Source organism: Geothrix campi, from assembly GCF_024609265.1.
In the GTDB taxonomy this organism is placed as follows: Bacteria; Acidobacteriota; Holophagae; order Holophagales; family Holophagaceae; genus Geothrix; species Geothrix campi.
The window spans coordinates 1230757-1246425 of sequence record NZ_JANHMP010000001.1; the positions used below are offsets into that span (position 1 = coordinate 1230757).

The 15669-nt window shown below is 65.8% G+C and carries 15 protein-coding genes; 9 read left to right on the plus strand and 6 right to left on the minus strand.

The genetic code is table 11. The annotated features are described in order from the left end of the window. Window positions 1–156 precede the first annotated feature (156 nt). Genes NOV65_RS05660 through NOV65_RS05670 form a run of 3 tightly spaced genes read left to right on the plus strand, consistent with a single transcriptional unit; the run spans window position 157 to window position 2887 of the window. Window positions 157–1518 (plus strand): ABC transporter substrate-binding protein, encoded by a 1362-nt coding sequence (locus NOV65_RS05660; protein WP_257305021.1) that lies wholly within the window; start codon window positions 157–159, stop codon window positions 1516–1518. Continuing rightward, the gene (locus tag NOV65_RS05665; protein ID WP_257305022.1) at window positions 1515–2177 is read left to right on the plus strand and encodes a hypothetical protein; all 663 of its coding nucleotides are present in this window, start codon (window positions 1515–1517) and stop codon (window positions 2175–2177) included. Before NOV65_RS05660 ends, NOV65_RS05665 begins: the two co-directional genes overlap by 4 nt. After that, a complete protein-coding gene (locus NOV65_RS05670; protein ID WP_257305023.1) occupies window positions 2174–2887 on the plus strand; it encodes a hypothetical protein in 714 nt (237 codons plus the stop codon). Before NOV65_RS05665 ends, NOV65_RS05670 begins: the two co-directional genes overlap by 4 nt. 5 nt (window positions 2888–2892) lie before the next feature. On the opposite strand, the gene NOV65_RS05675 is transcribed toward NOV65_RS05670, so the two are convergent. Beyond that, window positions 2893–4143, minus strand: a complete 1251-nt coding sequence (locus tag NOV65_RS05675) for an L-serine ammonia-lyase, iron-sulfur-dependent, subunit alpha (RefSeq protein ID WP_257305024.1) — start codon at window positions 4141–4143, stop codon at window positions 2893–2895. A gap of 118 nt (window positions 4144–4261) precedes the next feature. On the opposite strand from NOV65_RS05675, the gene NOV65_RS05680 reads away from it, so the two are divergent. After that, window positions 4262–4732 carry a peroxiredoxin gene (locus tag NOV65_RS05680; protein WP_257305025.1) on the plus strand — a complete coding sequence of 157 codons (471 nt, stop codon included), beginning with the start codon at window positions 4262–4264 and terminating at the stop codon, window positions 4730–4732. Between the two features lie 128 nt (window positions 4733–4860). Here NOV65_RS05680 and NOV65_RS05685 read toward each other — a convergent pair whose 3' ends face one another. Continuing rightward, a complete protein-coding gene (locus NOV65_RS05685) occupies window positions 4861–5640 on the minus strand; it encodes an enoyl-ACP reductase FabI (protein WP_257305026.1) in 780 nt (259 codons plus the stop codon). Window positions 5641–6062: 422 nt separating this feature from the next. Here NOV65_RS05685 and NOV65_RS15545 point away from each other — a divergent pair, with 422 nt between their 5' ends. The 5 genes from NOV65_RS15545 to NOV65_RS05710 all read left to right on the plus strand — a co-directional run bounded on the left by NOV65_RS15545 (window position 6063) and on the right by NOV65_RS05710 (window position 10696). Then, on the plus strand, window positions 6063–7142 hold the full coding sequence (locus NOV65_RS15545) for a tetratricopeptide repeat protein (RefSeq protein ID WP_257305028.1): 1080 nt from the start codon (window positions 6063–6065) through the stop codon (window positions 7140–7142). 326 nt (window positions 7143–7468) lie between these two features. Then, window positions 7469–7999, plus strand: coding sequence for a prepilin-type N-terminal cleavage/methylation domain-containing protein (locus NOV65_RS15425; RefSeq protein WP_306671940.1), 531 nt, complete (start codon window positions 7469–7471; stop codon window positions 7997–7999). Between the two features lie 117 nt (window positions 8000–8116). Next, window positions 8117–9010, plus strand: a complete 894-nt coding sequence (locus NOV65_RS05700) for an ABC transporter ATP-binding protein (RefSeq protein ID WP_257305029.1) — start codon at window positions 8117–8119, stop codon at window positions 9008–9010. Further along, on the plus strand, window positions 9007–9768 hold the full coding sequence (locus tag NOV65_RS05705) for an ABC transporter permease (protein ID WP_257305031.1): 762 nt from the start codon (window positions 9007–9009) through the stop codon (window positions 9766–9768). The genes NOV65_RS05700 and NOV65_RS05705 overlap by 4 nt, the downstream gene beginning before the upstream one ends. A 10-nt stretch (window positions 9769–9778) precedes the next feature. Then, window positions 9779–10696, plus strand: coding sequence for an ABC transporter permease (locus NOV65_RS05710; RefSeq protein ID WP_257305033.1), 918 nt, complete (start codon window positions 9779–9781; stop codon window positions 10694–10696). Window positions 10697–10754: 58 nt separating this feature from the next. On the opposite strand, the gene NOV65_RS05715 is transcribed toward NOV65_RS05710, so the two are convergent. The 4 genes from NOV65_RS05715 to pilB form a co-directional block, all read right to left on the minus strand. Beyond that, window positions 10755–11210, minus strand: a complete 456-nt coding sequence (locus NOV65_RS05715) for a type IV pilin protein (protein ID WP_257305035.1) — start codon at window positions 11208–11210, stop codon at window positions 10755–10757. Window positions 11211–11266: 56 nt separating this feature from the next. Continuing rightward, on the minus strand, window positions 11267–12469 hold the full coding sequence (locus tag NOV65_RS05720) for a type II secretion system F family protein (RefSeq protein WP_257305036.1): 1203 nt from the start codon (window positions 12467–12469) through the stop codon (window positions 11267–11269). A gap of 90 nt (window positions 12470–12559) precedes the next feature. Further along, a complete protein-coding gene (locus NOV65_RS05725; protein WP_425250838.1) occupies window positions 12560–13726 on the minus strand; it encodes a type IV pilus twitching motility protein PilT in 1167 nt (388 codons plus the stop codon). 37 nt (window positions 13727–13763) lie between these two features. Continuing rightward, on the minus strand, window positions 13764–15581 hold the full coding sequence (gene pilB, locus NOV65_RS05730; RefSeq protein WP_257305040.1) for a type IV-A pilus assembly ATPase PilB: 1818 nt from the start codon (window positions 15579–15581) through the stop codon (window positions 13764–13766). Between the last annotated feature and the right edge of the window lie 88 nt (window positions 15582–15669).

A 15669-nucleotide genomic window follows, 5' to 3' on the forward strand; every position in this document is an offset into this window, starting at 1 on the left:
ACGGTGATGAGGCTGATATTGGTTTTATCAACGTCCATCACCGTTCATCACCGGCTGATTGCAGTTTCTTGAAGATGTCCTGGCATTGACGAGCAGCCCCTTGGCAGGCCCCACCCTCCCGGGCATGCTGGATGAAACTTCCTCGAGCCACCACCCATGCGGAATCGCTTTGCCGCCCTGACCTTGGTCTTGCTCTCGGCCCTGGCCCCGATCCGAGCCCAGATGGTGGAGGAATCCCTGCCCCGGGATCCAGGGCCCCTCGACTTCATCCACGGCGACAGCTATGAGCAGTGGATCCTCCAGTCCCTGGCGGGGGATGCGCTGGTGGGTCTCGGTTCCGGCGGCCAGGCGGTGCCTCGGCTGGCCACCTCCTGGAAGATCCAGAAGGATGGTGCCATCACCTTCACCCTGCGCGACGATGCGAGGTTCACCGACGGCAGTCTGGTCACGCCCGAGGATGTCCTCTGGACCTTCACGGAGATCAGCCGCGATCCCAAGGCCAGCCCCACCAAGCGGGCCATTCTGGAGGGTGTCGTGGTGCGCCTGCAGGAGGACCGGGTGTGGATCCGCTCACCCAAACCCCCGGGCCGCCTGCTGCTGGAGCTGGCCCGGGTGCCAGTGACCCAGAAAGGCCACCCGGAACGGGGCTCAGGCCCCTTCCTGTACCAGAAGGAACCGGCCGCCTGGACCTTCCTGCGCCGTGAGCACTTCCTGAAGCCCCGCATCGATGGCATCCGGTTCCGCCTGCTGCCCGACCCCGCCACGGTGCTCCAGGCCACCCAGAAGGGTTGGCTTACGGTGGGTGTCCCGCCCGCCCGCCCGCTGGCGCCTCCCGCCACCCACCGCGTGGTGATCCAGCCCATGAATGCGCAGCTGGTGGTCTGGAGTCACACCGGAATGGGGGCCCTCCAATTGCTGGAGCGTTGGCGCCAGGATGCCTTCCCCCCCGGCCTCCTCGGCCAGAATGCGAAGCCCAGCCGCGGCCTGTGGCCCGAAAGCCTGGGCTTCGAACCCCAGGCCATCGACACCGAAGCCCCCCCGCCCAAGCCCCCTGCCCGCCTGAAGCTGCTCTACGCCTCCGGGGAGGCCTTCACGGAGAACCTGCTACTGGCGCTGCGGGAGCGGGCCCGGAAGGACGGCTTCGACCTGCAGCTGGTCCCCTTGGAGCAGGCCATCCTGGTGGATCGGCTCCGCAAGGGCGACTTCGAGCTGGCCTGCTCCGTGGTGGTCTTCGAGCCGCATCCCTGGGCCGTGCTGGAATACATGGAACCGAAGGGCCCCATGAATGTCACCGGCTGGCGCGATCCCCAGCTGGCCGCCTTGGCGGCGGGGCTCCGGCTCCCTGGCGATTTCGCCTGGCGGGACCTCCAGAGCCTCTGGGCCAAACACCCCGCCGCTCTGCCCCTCCTCGACTTCCAGAGCCTGGTCTGGGTGGACAAGCGGCTCACAGTGGAGCCCAGCATTCTGGGGCTCTATCTCGGCACCCCGGGGGCGGCGGGCTGGCGCTGGAACCGGTGACACGGTCCCTGGCCAGGAGCGCCGTCGCCCAGGGCACGGCCGTCTGGGCTCTGGCGCTGGTCCTGGCCTGGAGCCTTCCCGGGGCCCTATGGCGGCCCGTCCCGCCTCCGCCCTTCCCCGTCCAGGCGTTGCTTCCCGCCGGCCTCGCCCTGGGTGCCCTGGCCCTCACGGCTCCGCTGCTGGCTTGGCTCGGAGGGCCAGATCTTGCGACCCGGCGCCCCCTGGCCCTGCTGGAGGCCCCGCCCGACCTGCTCTGGGCCGGCGCTCTGCTCGCCTTCTGGCCCGCGTCCTGGGGCCCGCCAGGCCAAGGCGGCTGGCTCGTCGCCTTCCTCGCCGCCGCGCTTCCGGGCGAGGTCCGCTGGCTGTCAGCGGCCCTGCCGGGCGAGGTCCCCTTCCCCGCCGCCTGGGGCCCCCAAGTGGTGCGGAAGGTTCGACGGCTCGCCCTGGCCCGCCTGGTCAGCCGCTGGCTGGCCGCCCGTCTGCCGATCTGGCTCACGGCGTCGCTGGTGCTGGAACGGATGCTGGGCGTGCCCGGCCTCGGGATGGATTGGATGGACCGCGTGGCCGGTCGGGACCGGGCGGGACTCGCAGCCTGGATGGCGACCCTGGCCCTGCTTTGGTTGCTGTCGCGGCCCCTGGAAACCGAGGCCGTTTCGTGAGGTGGCGTCTGACCTTCCTGCTGGCCCTGGTCCTGCCAGACCTGCCCTTGGACCCCTTCCATGGCGGCCTCGCCGCCTCGCTCCGGCATCCCCTGGGAGTGGACGATCTCGGTCGGGATGCCCTGCTGCGGCTGCTGCTGGCAGGCTCCCGCAGCGTGGGGTTCGCCAGCGCCTGCGCCCTGCTGGCGCTGGCCCTCGCCCTGCTCCTGGCCTGGTACGGACGGAGCTGGCGCGGTACCCTGTCCGCCCTCCGCAGCCTGCCGCCGATCCTGTTCCTCCTCCCCCTGGCCGCAGCCGCAGGCGGTGTCGGCCTCATGGCCCTCTTGTTGCTGCTGGGCCTGCTGCTGGCGCCTCATTTGGAGCCACCCCTGCGCGTCAAGCTGGATGCCTTCCGCCAGTCGCCAGCCTGGGCCGCAGAGCAGACCCTGGGTCCCACCCGGGCCTCGACCCTCCGCCGCTGGGGCCCCTGGGGGCTGGATCAGGCCGCGATCCTCTTCCCCAGCGCCTGGCTGGGGGCCCTCTGGGGCGAGGCCACCCTGTCCACCCTGGGCCTGGGCCCGGGTCCCGACCACGACAGCCTGGGCCGCCTGTTGCTGGAACAACTGCCCCGTCTGGCCACCGACCCGAGCCCCCTCGGCTGGGGTGCCTTGGCCGTGGTGCTGGCGCTCGCCTGGAGCGCGTCCGGTTCAGCCGCTCCCGAACATGGATGAGGGGCTCAGAGCTTCGCCTGCATGATCTCCAGCACCTCGGCATCCACGCCGGTCATGCCCTGGCGCGCCAGGCGGCCCAGGTTGGCCAGGGAGGCGTCGCCATCCACACCCACGATGCCGTCCGTCGCGGGGATGCCGAAGTCCGCCAGGGCCAGGGTGGCCGAGCGGAAGGCCGCGTCCACGCCGGTCATGGCCTTCATCGCGCAACCGATCTTGGCGCCATCGCAGATCATGCCCGCCACGTTGCCCACCATGTTGGCCACGGCCAGGTCCATCTGCCCTGGGTTGGCCCCCTCCAGGAGCAGGATGGCCAGGGCGATGCCGATGCCCGCCGCGTTGGCGGCCCCGCACACGGCGGACAGCGTGCCCAGCTGCTGGGTGGTGGCGGTGGTCACCAGGCAGGCGAAGGCCAAAGCCTCGTCGATGCGCGCCTGGGGATGGCCCCCGGCCCGGCCCCACAACGTCACCGGCACGGACACGGTGATCCCCTTGTTCCCGGAGCCCGCCAGGGACACGACCATGAGGGGCACGCCGGACATGCGGGCGAAGACGCCGGCGGCCACCAGCCGGGAGAGCCGGGTCATGAGGTCCGACCCTGGAGGTGGCACGAAGCCCGCGGGCAGCAGGGACACGCCATGCTCGGCCATGGCCAGATTGAAAGCGGCTCCCTCCCGCAGCCGCCGGCGATCCTCATCCGAGAGCGTGGCCGCGACCTTCCGCAGCTCCTGGAGGCCCATGGTGCCCACCGTGGCCCGCACGGAGGGTGCCCCTTCGGATCCGATCCGCGCCGGGGCGCCGCCCACCACCGCGCCATTCGCCTCCAGCCGCGCCACATGGGTGTGTTCCACTTCCAATACCGCCCGGCCAGTGCCGTCCTCACGGTCCACCGTGCAGTCGATGTGGAGCTCGGCGCGGCAGGGATCCACCTCCACGCGGATCACCTTGCGGGCGAGCAGCTCCGCCGCGGCCGCGAGCACCCCTGCATCCACCCCCGCGAAGCAGCCCAGGCCCAGGGAGGGGTCCGGCAGACAGGCGCCCAGGGCCAGGGCCCAGAGGATCCCGGTGCGGCCGCCGCTGTTGGGGAGGCCCACGGCATGACAGTTCTTGTAGGTGCGCGGGTCCACCACCAGGCGCACTGCGCGGACCTCACCCGTCCCCTGCGCCGCGGCCAGGCTGGCGGCATGGGCCACTGCCGCGGGTTCGGTGCAGCCCAGGGCGGGCTTCCATTCGGCATCCAGGTACTCGGTCAGGTTCATGAGCTTCCTCGCGGCCCCATTCTGTCCGCATCCGGGTTTGTCCCCGGTCACAGGCCCCCGGCGGCCGCTGCGCCGGATCTCCTATCCAGGAGCGCGGGTCCAGATTAGGCTACCGCCCATGAGTTCACTCGTTGGCCACCCCCTCCCCGCCTTCTCCCTGCAGGACAACCAGAGCGACACCGTCACGGCCCAGGATTTCAAGGGCCACTGGACCGTGCTCTACGCCTATCCCAAGGACAGCACCCCCGGCTGCACCACGGAGGCCTGCGATTTCCGCGACAACCTGGCCCGGGTGCAGTCCCTCGGCGCCCAGGTCTACGGCCTCAGCCGCGACAGCCTGAAGAGCCACCAGAACTTCATCGCCAAGCAGAGCCTCCCCTTCCGCCTGCTCTCCGACCCCGACTGCGCCCTGCTCAAGCCCCTCGGCGCCTTCGGCAAGAAGATGATGTACGGCAAGGAAGTCGAAGGCATCATCCGCAGCACCTTCCTCATCGATCCCAAAGGCGTCATCCGCCACGTCTGGCCCAAAGTGAGCGTGAAGGGGCACGTGCAGGATGTGCTGGATACGCTTGTGCGCCTGAAGGCCTGATTCCCGGATCCGAAAGAATGCGGATCCGCCCGGCTCTGCCGGGCTGATCGCGGGGGTCCGGGGGTGTGCGCGCAGCACGCCCTTAGATCCTCGCAACGCATGCGTTGCGAGGGGACCCCCGGAGAATATCAGCCCGCCATGATGCTGAAGCCACCATCCACGTAGAGCACCTGGCCGGTGATGCCGCGGCCCATGTCGCTGACGAGGAACACGCCGGCGTCGCCCACTTCCAGCTGGTCAGTATCCCGCTGCAACGGCGTGTGGGAGCGGTGTGCCTTGAGCTTGGAGCCGATGCCCGGAATGGCCGAGGAAGCCAGGGTCTTGATGGGGCCCGCCGAAATGGCGTTCACGCGGATGCCCTGGGGGCCCAGGTCGGCGGCCAGGTAGCGCACGGTGGATTCCAGGGCGGCCTTGGCCACACCCATCACGTTGTAGCCGGGCACCACCCGCTCGCCCCCCAGGTAGCTGAGGGTCACGACGGAGCCGCCCTCAGCCATCAGGGGTTGGGCCGCATTGCAGACGGCCGCCAGCGAGTAGGCGCTGATGTCGTGGGCGACACGGAAATCCTCTCGGCTGGTTTCCACGAACCGGCCTTCCAGAGCCTGCCGGGGTGCGTAGGCCACCGCATGCACCAGAAAGTCGAGCTTGCCCCACTTCTTGCGAATCTCGTCGAAGGCCATGACGATCTGGCTGTCGCTGCCCACGTCCATGGGCAGGAGGAGGGGGTTCTTCAGGTCCACCGCCAGCTCGCGGACGTTCTCGCCCAGGCGCTCGTTCTGGTAGGTCAGGCAGAGCTGGGCGCCGGCTTCGGCCACCTTCTGGGTGATGCCCCAGGCGATGGACCGCTTGTTCGCCACGCCGATGATCAGGCCGCGCTTCCCCTCCAACAACCCGCCCTTGACGCTCATGCGATCTCCTCCAGAGTCGTGTGCAAACAATCACTTAGCATAGCGCAGAACCGCATTCCCGGGCTATACCCGGAGTCAGGACGAAGCCTGCAGCTACCGGGGATGACCGGATTCTGAAGCCCAAAGATGTTCAGCCACCGGTTTCAGTGATTGCGGTGATTGGGCCCCGGATGCTTCCCGCACGGGCCAGCCAGAGGCCGCTTCCAGGCTTTGCCGGAAGTCAGAGAGGGTGTCAGGCAGCACATCCCAAAAAGGCGCGACCCTGACACCCTCTCTGGGCCCATGCAGCGCTGGATCGGGAATCACTGGCTTGATCACTGAAATCACTGAAATTGGTGGCAAAAAAGTTCTTCCCCCAATCCTGTTCATCCAGCTTTCAATCCTGTTAATCCTGTCTTCGCGTTTGCTTGTGAAGGATGCCCGTGCCCCTCCCCGTCCCCATCGCCCTCATCTTCTTGACCCAGCCCGGAGCCCCCGCCTTCCGTGCCGATCTGGACGCCGGGCGCTACCTCAAAGTGCTGGCCGAGGCCGAGGCCCGACTGCGGCAGGACGGCAAGGACGCCACCGCCTGGGCCGCGAAATCCCAGGCCCTGTCCAGCCTCCAGCGCTTCACCGAAGCCCGCGCCGCGGCGGATCGTGCCCTCGCCCTGAAACCCGGGTTGGCGGACGCCCTGCTGGCCCATGGCCTAGCCCGGGCCGGCGAGGCCATCCGCCAACGCGATCTCGGCGGCCTCCGTGGCGCCCTGGATGCCATGGACGACCTGCGGGCCGCCACCCAGGCCGACCCCACCCTCGCCGCCGCCTGGATGAGCCTGGGGCTGGCCTACGAGATGCTGCCGGGAATCCTGGGCGGCTCCACGAAGAAGGCGCTGCGTTGCGCCGATCAGCTGCGACGCGTGGCCCCGTCCCGGGGCGACCTGCTCCAGGCCCTCATCCTGGTGGAGGAGGACAAGTGGCGCGAGGCCGAGCCCTACTTTGGCCGCGCCCTCGCCCAGGCCCCCCAGGATCCCGAAGTGGTGGGCCAATGGCTGGACGCTCTGGATCACCGCCCGGCCAAGCGGGCCCTGGGCGAGGCCGGGAAGAACGCCCGCCTGCTGGCGGAGGCCCCCCGTCTGCTGCCCGGCGTGCGCACCCGCGCCCGCGGCGTGGCCGCCGTGAGCGACGCCTACCTGCACGGCGGGCGGCCTGACCTCGCCTGGCAGGTCGTGCAGGACCACCTCACCCAGGTGGACGCCCCCAGCCTCCTGCGCCTGCAACTGGGCAAGGTAGCCGCCGCCAGCGGCCTCCACCGCCCCGAAGGCCTCGCCGCTCTCGACCAGGTGCTGCGCGAACCCCTCGAAGGCGGCAGTTCCGGCTATCCCGGCGCCTGGTGGCGCAAAGGCCAGATCCTCCAGGCACTCGGCCGCCCGGCGGAAGCCCGACGGGCCGCCCAGGAAGCCCTCAAGCTCGACCCCAGGCACCGGGGCGCACGGGAACTCCTGGAAAAGCTTGGACAGGATTAAAGCCATCGGCTTTACTCTCTGGCCCTGTTACGCCCTGGGAACCCTGTCCACTCCGTCCCCGCTTTTCCACTTCAAGGATCCCTGCGGCCTGGCCAGGGAACTCTTAGAGCGCGACCTCCACTGCCGGGGTGCCGGCATGGGTGGACGCAATGGAGCCAGAGGGCTGACCCAACGCGTCAGTCCCGTGACACGAGGTTGACTTCCCGCGCCCAGCATCGGCGGAAGATGCGCCCGATACCCTTTCAGGACAAGGATTCGAAATCTTTCTGGCCGCTTGGCACAGGGATTGATACCTTAAGCCCGGCAACCGCCCATAGGAGAACTCCATGAAGAACCAGAAGGGCTTCACCCTTATCGAGCTGCTGCTCGTGCTGGCCATCATCGGCATCATCAGCGCCATCGCCATCCCCGCCCTGCTGGGCCAGCGGTCCCGCGCTCGCGACAAGAGCAGCCAGGAAAACTGCGTCAGTGTCGTCGGTGACATTGTCTCGGCCTACGACAAGGCCCGCGAGAACGGCGTGGATGTATCCACGGTTGATACGTTCACCGCGAACATTGTGGGTGACTCTGCTGCGACAAGCCAGATCCCAGTGGTCTGGACCGCCAAGAACCCCTGGAACACCATTGGCGCCCTGGCTGCCTACAATGCGGTGGTGGTGACTGAAACGGACACTATCGGTTCAGCGACCAAGGGTGCTGCTACCGCAGATAACAAGGGTCAAGTCCAGATCGGCTACCTACCTGCTACGGCTACGGCCCCCGGTGTTGCCGCAACCGCAGCATATTTGAACAATACCTTCAAGGACGCTACCAATACGGATGCGAATGTTTTCGTCAAGGTCAGCAACGTCGAGTAGTTGCTAGTTTTTTCTAAAAAGGGGCCTTCGGGCCCCTTTTTTTAGGTCTCCGGCATTCCTAACCCACACGGGTAAGATCCGATACTCTCAGACAAGCCCATCTCGGAGAAGATCGACATGGAACATGCCATCTGGTCCCAAGGTTTGACTCGCCGCTTTGGCAAGACTAAGGTAGTGGCCGACCTGGACCTCCGAGTTCGGGAGGGCTGTATCACAGCCTTTCTCGGGCCCAATGGCGCCGGCAAGACCACCACCATCTCCCTGCTCCTGGGCTTGCTAAAGGCCCAGGCTGGCACCTGTGAAGTGCTGGGGCTACCACCGGGCCACGCGGAGGCTCTGGCGCAGATCGGGGCTCTCGTGGAATCCCCATCCCTCTACGACCACCTGACTGGGCAGGAGAACCTAGAGATTACCCGGTTGATGCGGGGAGCGCTCCCATCCGATGGAGATCGGGTGCTGAAGCTGGTGGACTTGGCCAGGGATGCACGACGCCCGGTACGCGAATACTCTCTGGGCATGCGCCAGCGGTTGGGCATGGCCTTGGCCCTACTGGGTGAACCCCGCCTCCTCATCCTGGATGAGCCCACCAACGGCCTGGATCCTTCGGGTATTCAGGACATGCGTGAGCTGATCCGAAACCTGCCGAAGGAGGCGGGGACAACTGTCTTTCTGTCCAGCCACCTGCTAGCCGAGGTGGAGCAGGTGGCCGAGGATCTGGTCATCATCCACAAAGGTCGGCTCCGCTACCAGGGCCCTACGACGAGTTTGGGTTCCTTGGACGAGGCGGAGCTGACCGTGCGAGTGGGGGATACGAATAGGGCGTTGGAGTCACTGCGGGAACTGGGCTTCCCTATCCGGGAGGCCGAAGGGCGCCTGTGGATCCAGGCTCCGGCAGACGAAGCCCCCTGCATCGCGGCTGCTCTAGTAAAACAGGGCTGTGCCCTCTACGAGTTAGTCCCCCACAAGGTAAACCTCGAGGCCCGGTTCCTGGCGTTGCTGGAGGAGGCATGACCTCCCTGGGGGCCTTCTTCAAGGCTGAGCGGGTCAAGTGGCGCAAAAGCTGGCTACTGCTCACGGCAATTCTGGGACCCCTGTGCCAGACGGGATTTCTGGCGGTGATCTTCTGGTTCTCAGAAAGCCGAATCCGCATGTTCAAGCCCGGCTTCCAGTTCTGGCTGGAGTTGAACTTCGTAGCTTGGAACCTAGTGGTTATGCCCGTCATTGTCGCCCTGGTGAGCGAACTATCCTGGGAGCAGGAGCGCGAGGCCAGGACCTGGAACCTGCTCCTGATCCAGCCTGTGCCTCGACGCACCCACTACCTGGTGAAGACGCTCAGCCACCTAGCCTTGCTCCTGCTGTCCCTGGCACTGTTCGCACTGCTGCTCCTCCTCGGTGGCCTCCTCCTGCGGGACCAGCCCGGTCTGCTGATGGGTCCCCTACCGCTGGCCACCTTCGCGCGGTTCGCCGGTTATTCAGCCCTGGCTCTAGTGGCGATAGTGGCCTTCCAGACCTGGCTATCCATGCGGATTCCCGGGTTGTGGATTGGCTTGGCGGCGGCCTTGGCCGGCAGCTGGTTCACCCAGCGTCTGGTGGGCGGGTCGGCCCTGGTCCAGCTGCTGCCTTGGGGGTTGGCGGCCCACATGGCGATCATGTTCGAGCGCTGGCGGGCGCTGCCCTGGGCTTACGCGGTGGGCAGCCTGTTGTCTGCCGGGGCCATGGTCGCCCTGGGGGCCCTCGATTTCACGCGGCACCACGAGCCCCGGGCCTGAGGAGGCTACTGTGCGACCCTTCTCCCGCCTGCTGGCTGCCGAGGGCCTGAAGCTGCGACGATCCGTCGCCCTGCGCTTGGTCTGGCTGCTACCTCTCCTGTTCCTGCTCTTCGAAAGCCTGGTGATTGAGCGGACCTTCCTCAGCCTGCGGGTGTTGACCCCCAAGCTCCAGGCCACCTTTGACCTCCTCCAGGTGAAGATGGTGGTGGCCCTTTGGGGCGGCTTCTTCCACCCCCTAATGCTGGCCCTCCTCCCGGCCTTGCTCTTCCGGCCTGAGCACCGGTTCAAGACCTGGCGTCACCTCTACGCCATGCCCATGTCCCGCCGCGGCATCTTCCTGGCGAAGGCGATCTCCGCGCTACTGCTGAGCGCGGCCATGCTGGCTCTCATCAGTTTGCTGCTCGCGGTGGAGCGGAAGGTCTTCGGGTGGATAAATCCCCTGCTGGCCTTCCCCTTCCACGGCCTCCAGATGGCGAAAGCACTGGGTTGGCTGTGGTTAGGTAGCCTGCCGGTAATGGCCCTCTACCTGTGGGTTTCGGATCGCATCAACAGCCTGGCAGTGCCCGTGGTCTTTGGCCTCGTTGGCCTGCTGCTCACCATGTCGCTCACAGGCCAGGAGCTGCCCCAACCTTGGCGGCGGGATCTGATCCCTTGGGTGCTGCCTTATGCGGCGGCCGAACAGATGATTCGAAGCGGCCCCGCCCAACAGCAGGCACACCTGGCAGGCAGCATGTTTCAGCCGGAGAAGGACGTGTTGCGACTCCCCAGCGGCAAGAAAGTGCGGACTTGGCAGAATATCCCGGATGAAGTGCTCTTCCCTCCTCCGCCGCCGACCCCGCGCTGGGTCCTGGCCACCTTCAGCCTTGTGGCGGGGGCGATCCTTCTGAGTCTCGGCTATGCGGACGCAGGGCGAAACCGAAATGGATAGGCCCAAGCAAAGCAGAGGTGCTCGGAGTCAGGGAGCCCTGCAATAACTGGGGACCTAATTATTTCAACCGAGCAAGCTCCTTACCGGATTGGTCAGTTTGATAGGCAGTGACCCCGCCATCAATGTTTGGATCCCTGACGGTCAACGTGTATGTGAGACCGCTGGCATCCACCACCAGGGTGTAGTCCATCTTGCTATTGCCTTGAGGCGTGAACGTGGGGAGGAGAGCGGGACCGGTGGCGGCTTTGCCATCCACCGTCCAGTCATAGGTGCCTTCTGCAGCGTAGAGGCCCGTTTCAGCTTTGCGGTTCTCCAGGATCATCTGGAGGGTCTTGGCGTTGGACATGGCATCACCGATGACCCTCGCTCGACGCCGCTGACCCATGAAGCTGGGGATGGCGATGGCGCTGATGATGCCGATGATGGCCAGCACCAGCAGCAGTTCGACTAGTGAGAATCCGCGGATGGTGCCGGGACGGGGGCGGGAGGACAATCGGGACAATAGGCCGGACATGGGGGACCTCCAAGGGGTTCAGGAAAGCATGCAAGGGGCGTGCGAAACCGCCACGATCAGTCCTTCCCGAACACGTTGGCCAGGTTGAAGATGGGCAGATACATGGCCACCACAATGAAACCGATGATGCCACCAAGCATGGCGATCATGACAGGCTCCATGAGGCTGGTGAGGTTGGCCACGGCATTGTCCACCTCGTCCTCATAAAAATCAGCCACCTTGGACAGCATGGCATCCAAGGCACCCGTAGCCTCGCCCACACCCACCATCTGCACCACCATGGGTGGGAAGACCTTGGTTTCAGCCAGGGGAGTAGCGATGTTGCGGCCCTGCTCCACGGCATCCTTGGACTTGAGGATGGCGTTCTGGATGACCATATTGCCAGCCGTCCGGGCCGTGATGTCCATGCCTTCGAGGATGGGTACGCCGGAACTGATGAGGGTGCCCAGGGTGCGGCAGAACCGGGCCACGGCCACCTTGCGGAGCACATCGCCGATGATGGGGACCTTCAGCATGAGGGAATCAATCATGAGCCGACCCCCCGGTGTCTTGTAATACTGGCGCAGGCCCACCACGATGACGACGACAGCGATGACGATCAGCCAGCTGTAGTTGATGAGGGCGGTGGAAAGGGCCATGCAAACCAGGGTTGGAAAGGGCAGCTTGCTGCCCAGACCGTCATACATGGCGGAGAAGACGGGGATCACCTTCACCATGATGATGACCACCACGGCGATGGCGATGGAGATGACGGCCACGGGGTAGGTCATCGCGCCCTTCACCTTGGCGGTGAGCTTCACGGCCTTCTCGATGTAGCCCGACAGCCGCTGGAGGATGACATCCAGAATGCCGCCACTCTCGCCGGCGCCCACCATGTTCACGTAGAGGTCGTTGAAGGCCTTGGGATGCTTGGAGAGGGCGGCCTGCAGGGTGAGGCCCTGCTCCACGTCCCCCCGCACCGCCTCGATGATCTTCTGGAAGCCCTTGTCCTGCTGCTGGGCGCCGAGGATCTCCAGGCACTGCACCAGAGGCAGGCCGGCGTCGATCATGACGCTGAACTGCCGGGTGAAGATGGCCAGTTCCTTGGGCTTCACCTTGCCGAAGGACTTGGTGCCCTTGGCAGCCATGGCGCCGATGGAGGTGACTTCGATGCCATTCCGCTTCAAGGTGGCGGCGGCGGCATCCCGGGATTCGGACACCAGGACGCCCTCCTGGGCCTCCCCCATTCGATTCTTGCCTTTCCATGCGTATGCGGGCATGCGGACCTCGGCGGGCTAGGAACGGTGGTGCCTTCAGGATAGGCAGGAATGGATCAGTGGTGAAGCACTAATGGGTCGTGAGAAGAGAGCCTAGGTGTACTTGATGTTGGGGTTCCGCCCGCCAAGCGCGGGATTGCTGGTGGTGGCGGGTTGGGCCGCGACGGCTCCACGGCCGCCAGCCGAGCCGACGCCCACGCCCCGGTTGATGAGTTCCCGCAGTTCATCGGTGTTCGACGAATACTCGAAGGCCTGCTCCTGGGTGATCTCCTTGCGGAGCACCAGATCGGAGAGGCTCTGGTTGAAGGTCTGCATGCCGTATTTCGCCTGGCCGGACTGCATGGTGCCGTAGATCTGATGGATCTTGTCTTCGCGGATGAGGTTCCGGATGGCGGAGTTGGGGATCATGATCTCCAGTGCCAGGGCCCGGCCTTTGCCCCCCGCCTTGGGGATGAGGCTCTGGCAGATGACGCCCTCCAGCACGAGGGAAAGCTGCGCCCTCACCTGGGCCTGCTGGTGGCTGGGGAACACGTCGATGATGCGGTTGATGGTCTGCACCGTGCTGTTGGTGTGCAGGGTGGCGAAGGTGAGATGGCCCGTCTCGGCGATGGTGAGGGCCGATTCGATGGTCTCCAGGTCGCGCATTTCGCCCACCAGCACCACATCGGGGTCCTGGCGCAGGGCCGAGCGCAGAGCCTTCTTGAAGCTGTGGGTATCGGCGTGGATCTCGCGCTGGTTCACCAGGGCTCGTTTGTGCCGGTGGACGTATTCCACCGGATCCTCGATGGTGAGGATGTGGACCGGCTCTTCCGCGTTGATCTTGTCCACCATGGCGGCCAGGGTCGTGGACTTGCCGGAACCGGTCACCCCGGTCACCAGCACCAGGCCGCGGGGCTTGTCGCAGAGGGCCTGGACCGAGGGCGGAAGGCCCAGCTGGTCGAAGCTGCGGATGTTCTCGGGGATGGTGCGGAAGACCCCTGCCGTGGCGCCGCGCTGGTTGAAGACGTTGGCCCGGAACCGGGCCACGCCCTGGAGGCCGAAGGAGAAGTCCACCTCGAGGTCCTCCTCCAGGCGGTGCTTCTGCTGGTCCGTCATGACGCCATAGCAGAGCCAGCGGGTCTGGGAGGCATCCATGGGCGGCAGCTTGAGGGGCACCATGCGCCCGTCGATGCGGATCTGCGGCGCCGTATCCGTGGTGATGTGGAGGTCCGTGCCCCCGTACTCCACCATCGTCTTGAGCAGCTGCTGCAGCGGAGCCACGTAGTTCGAACCAATCTCACTCATGCATGTACCTTTCCTAGAGGACAGTCTCGCGGATGATCTCTTCGATGGTGGTGACGCCATCGAGGACTTTGCGGCACCCAGAACGGCGAAGGGTGATCATGCCCTCCTTCTGGCCCTGCTCACGCAATTCAATGGCCGAGGCCCCCGTGAGGATCATGTCCTTGAGGGTCTCGGACATCTCCAGTACCTCATAGAGGCCCACGCGGCCCTTGTAGCCCCGCTTGTTGCAAATATCGCACCCGACCGGTTTGTAGAACGTGATGCCCCGCTGGATCTCCTCCGGGGTGAAGCCCACTTCGCGCAGCGCCTCCTCCGGCTGGTGGTGGGTGTCCACCGCCTTGCAGCTGCTGCACAACCGGCGCACGAGGCGCTGGGCACAGATGATGTTCACCGAAGTGGCCACCAGGAAGGGTTCCACGCCCATGTTCATGAGGCGGTTGATGGTGCTGGGGGCATCGTTGGTATGCAGGGTGGACAGCACCAGGTGGCCCGTGAGGCTCGCCTTGATGGCGATTTCAGCAGTCTCGAAGTCGCGGATCTCGCCCACGAGGATGATGTTCGGGTCCTGCCGCAGGAAGGAGCGCAGGGCGGCCGCGAAGTTCAGGCCGATCTGCTCCTTCATCTGCACCTGGTTGATGCCGGGGAAGTTGAATTCCACCGGATCCTCGGCGGTGAGGATGTTGGTGTCCACCGTATTGAGCTTGGCGATGGAGGAATACAGCGTGTTGGTCTTGCCCGAGCCCGTGGGTCCCGTCACCAGCACCATGCCGTAGGGCTTGGAGATCTGCCGGTCCCAACGCTCCAGGCTCTCCTGCTCGAAGCCCAGCTTGGTGAGGTCGAGCATGAGCTTGTCGCTGTCCAGCAACCGCAGCACGATCTTCTCGCCGAAGAGGGTGGGCAGGATGCTCACGCGGTAGTCGATGACCTTCTGGCGGCCGCCCATGTTCACGCGGAGCTTGATGCGGCCGTCCTGGGGGAGGCGCTTCTCGGCGATGTTGAGCTTGGCCAGGATCTTCACGCGGGAGGTGAGCGGGTCCTTCAGCTTGAGGTTCGGGCGCATGACCTCCATGAGGATGCCGTCGATGCGGAACCTGATCCGGTAGTTCTTCTCGTAGGGCTCGATGTGGATGTCGGAGGCGCCGCGCTTGATGGCGTCGATGAGCACCATGTTCACGAGCTTCACCACCGGGGCGTCTTCGCTGCCCCGTTTCAGGGCGCCGACGTTGATGCTCTCCTCGTCGTCATCCGTGGCCTCGTACTCGGCATCGGCGTCGAGTTCCTGCTCCAGTTCCTGGAGGTCGATGTGCTCATCCTGTTCGTTGAAGGGATTGGGAACGCCAGTGTCGGTGGGGCCGGCCGCCACCCCGCCCATGGTGGCCATGGTGCTGCGGCCACCCTGGCTGTCCGCCAGCCGCACGCCGCTGGCACCACCGTAGTACTTCTCGACCGCCCGCACGAGGCCCATCTCGCTGGACACGACCGGATCCACGTTGTAGCCGGTGTGGAACCGCACATCGTCCATGGCGAAGATATCGGTGGGATCGGACATGGCCAGGGTCAGCACGTTGCCCGTGCGCTGGAGGGGCAGCACCTTGTGGCGCTGGGCCAGGTCTTTGGGGATCAGGGCGATCACGCTCGCGTCGATGGGTGGCCACTGTTCCAGGTCCGCCGCGGGCACGCCGTACTGCATGCCGAGGAAGCTCACGATGTCCTGATCGGAGCAGTAGCCCTGGCGCACCACGATGCTGCCGAGCTTGCCACCCTCGCGCCGCTGGACCCTGATAACTTCTTCCAACTGGGCATCCGTGATGAGCTGAGCCTTGACGAGCATTTCCCCTAGCTTGCTGACCACTGGCTGCCTCCGGATGGGGTGAGGCGATGGTATCACCTCCCAGGGTCATTCCCGCCTCCGCCCTCGT

Excerpts from the sequence above, each read along its gene's own strand:
- NOV65_RS15425 (WP_306671940.1), top strand. The coding sequence starts at position 7,469 with ATGAAGAACCAGAAGGGCTTCACCCTTATCGAGCTGCTGCTCGTGCTG.
- NOV65_RS05720 (WP_257305036.1), bottom strand. The coding sequence starts at position 12,469 with ATGCCCGCATACGCATGGAAAGGCAAGAATCGAATGGGGGAGGCCCAG.
- NOV65_RS05660 (WP_257305021.1), top strand. The coding sequence starts at position 157 with ATGCGGAATCGCTTTGCCGCCCTGACCTTGGTCTTGCTCTCGGCCCTG.
- NOV65_RS05680 (WP_257305025.1), top strand. The coding sequence starts at position 4,262 with ATGAGTTCACTCGTTGGCCACCCCCTCCCCGCCTTCTCCCTGCAGGAC.
- NOV65_RS05675 (WP_257305024.1), bottom strand. The coding sequence starts at position 4,143 with ATGAACCTGACCGAGTACCTGGATGCCGAATGGAAGCCCGCCCTGGGC.
- NOV65_RS05700 (WP_257305029.1), top strand. The coding sequence starts at position 8,117 with ATGGAACATGCCATCTGGTCCCAAGGTTTGACTCGCCGCTTTGGCAAG.
- NOV65_RS05715 (WP_257305035.1), bottom strand. The coding sequence starts at position 11,210 with ATGTCCGGCCTATTGTCCCGATTGTCCTCCCGCCCCCGTCCCGGCACC.
- pilB (WP_257305040.1), bottom strand. The coding sequence starts at position 15,581 with ATGCTCGTCAAGGCTCAGCTCATCACGGATGCCCAGTTGGAAGAAGTT.
- NOV65_RS05685 (WP_257305026.1), bottom strand. The coding sequence starts at position 5,640 with ATGAGCGTCAAGGGCGGGTTGTTGGAGGGGAAGCGCGGCCTGATCATC.
- NOV65_RS05705 (WP_257305031.1), top strand. The coding sequence starts at position 9,007 with ATGACCTCCCTGGGGGCCTTCTTCAAGGCTGAGCGGGTCAAGTGGCGC.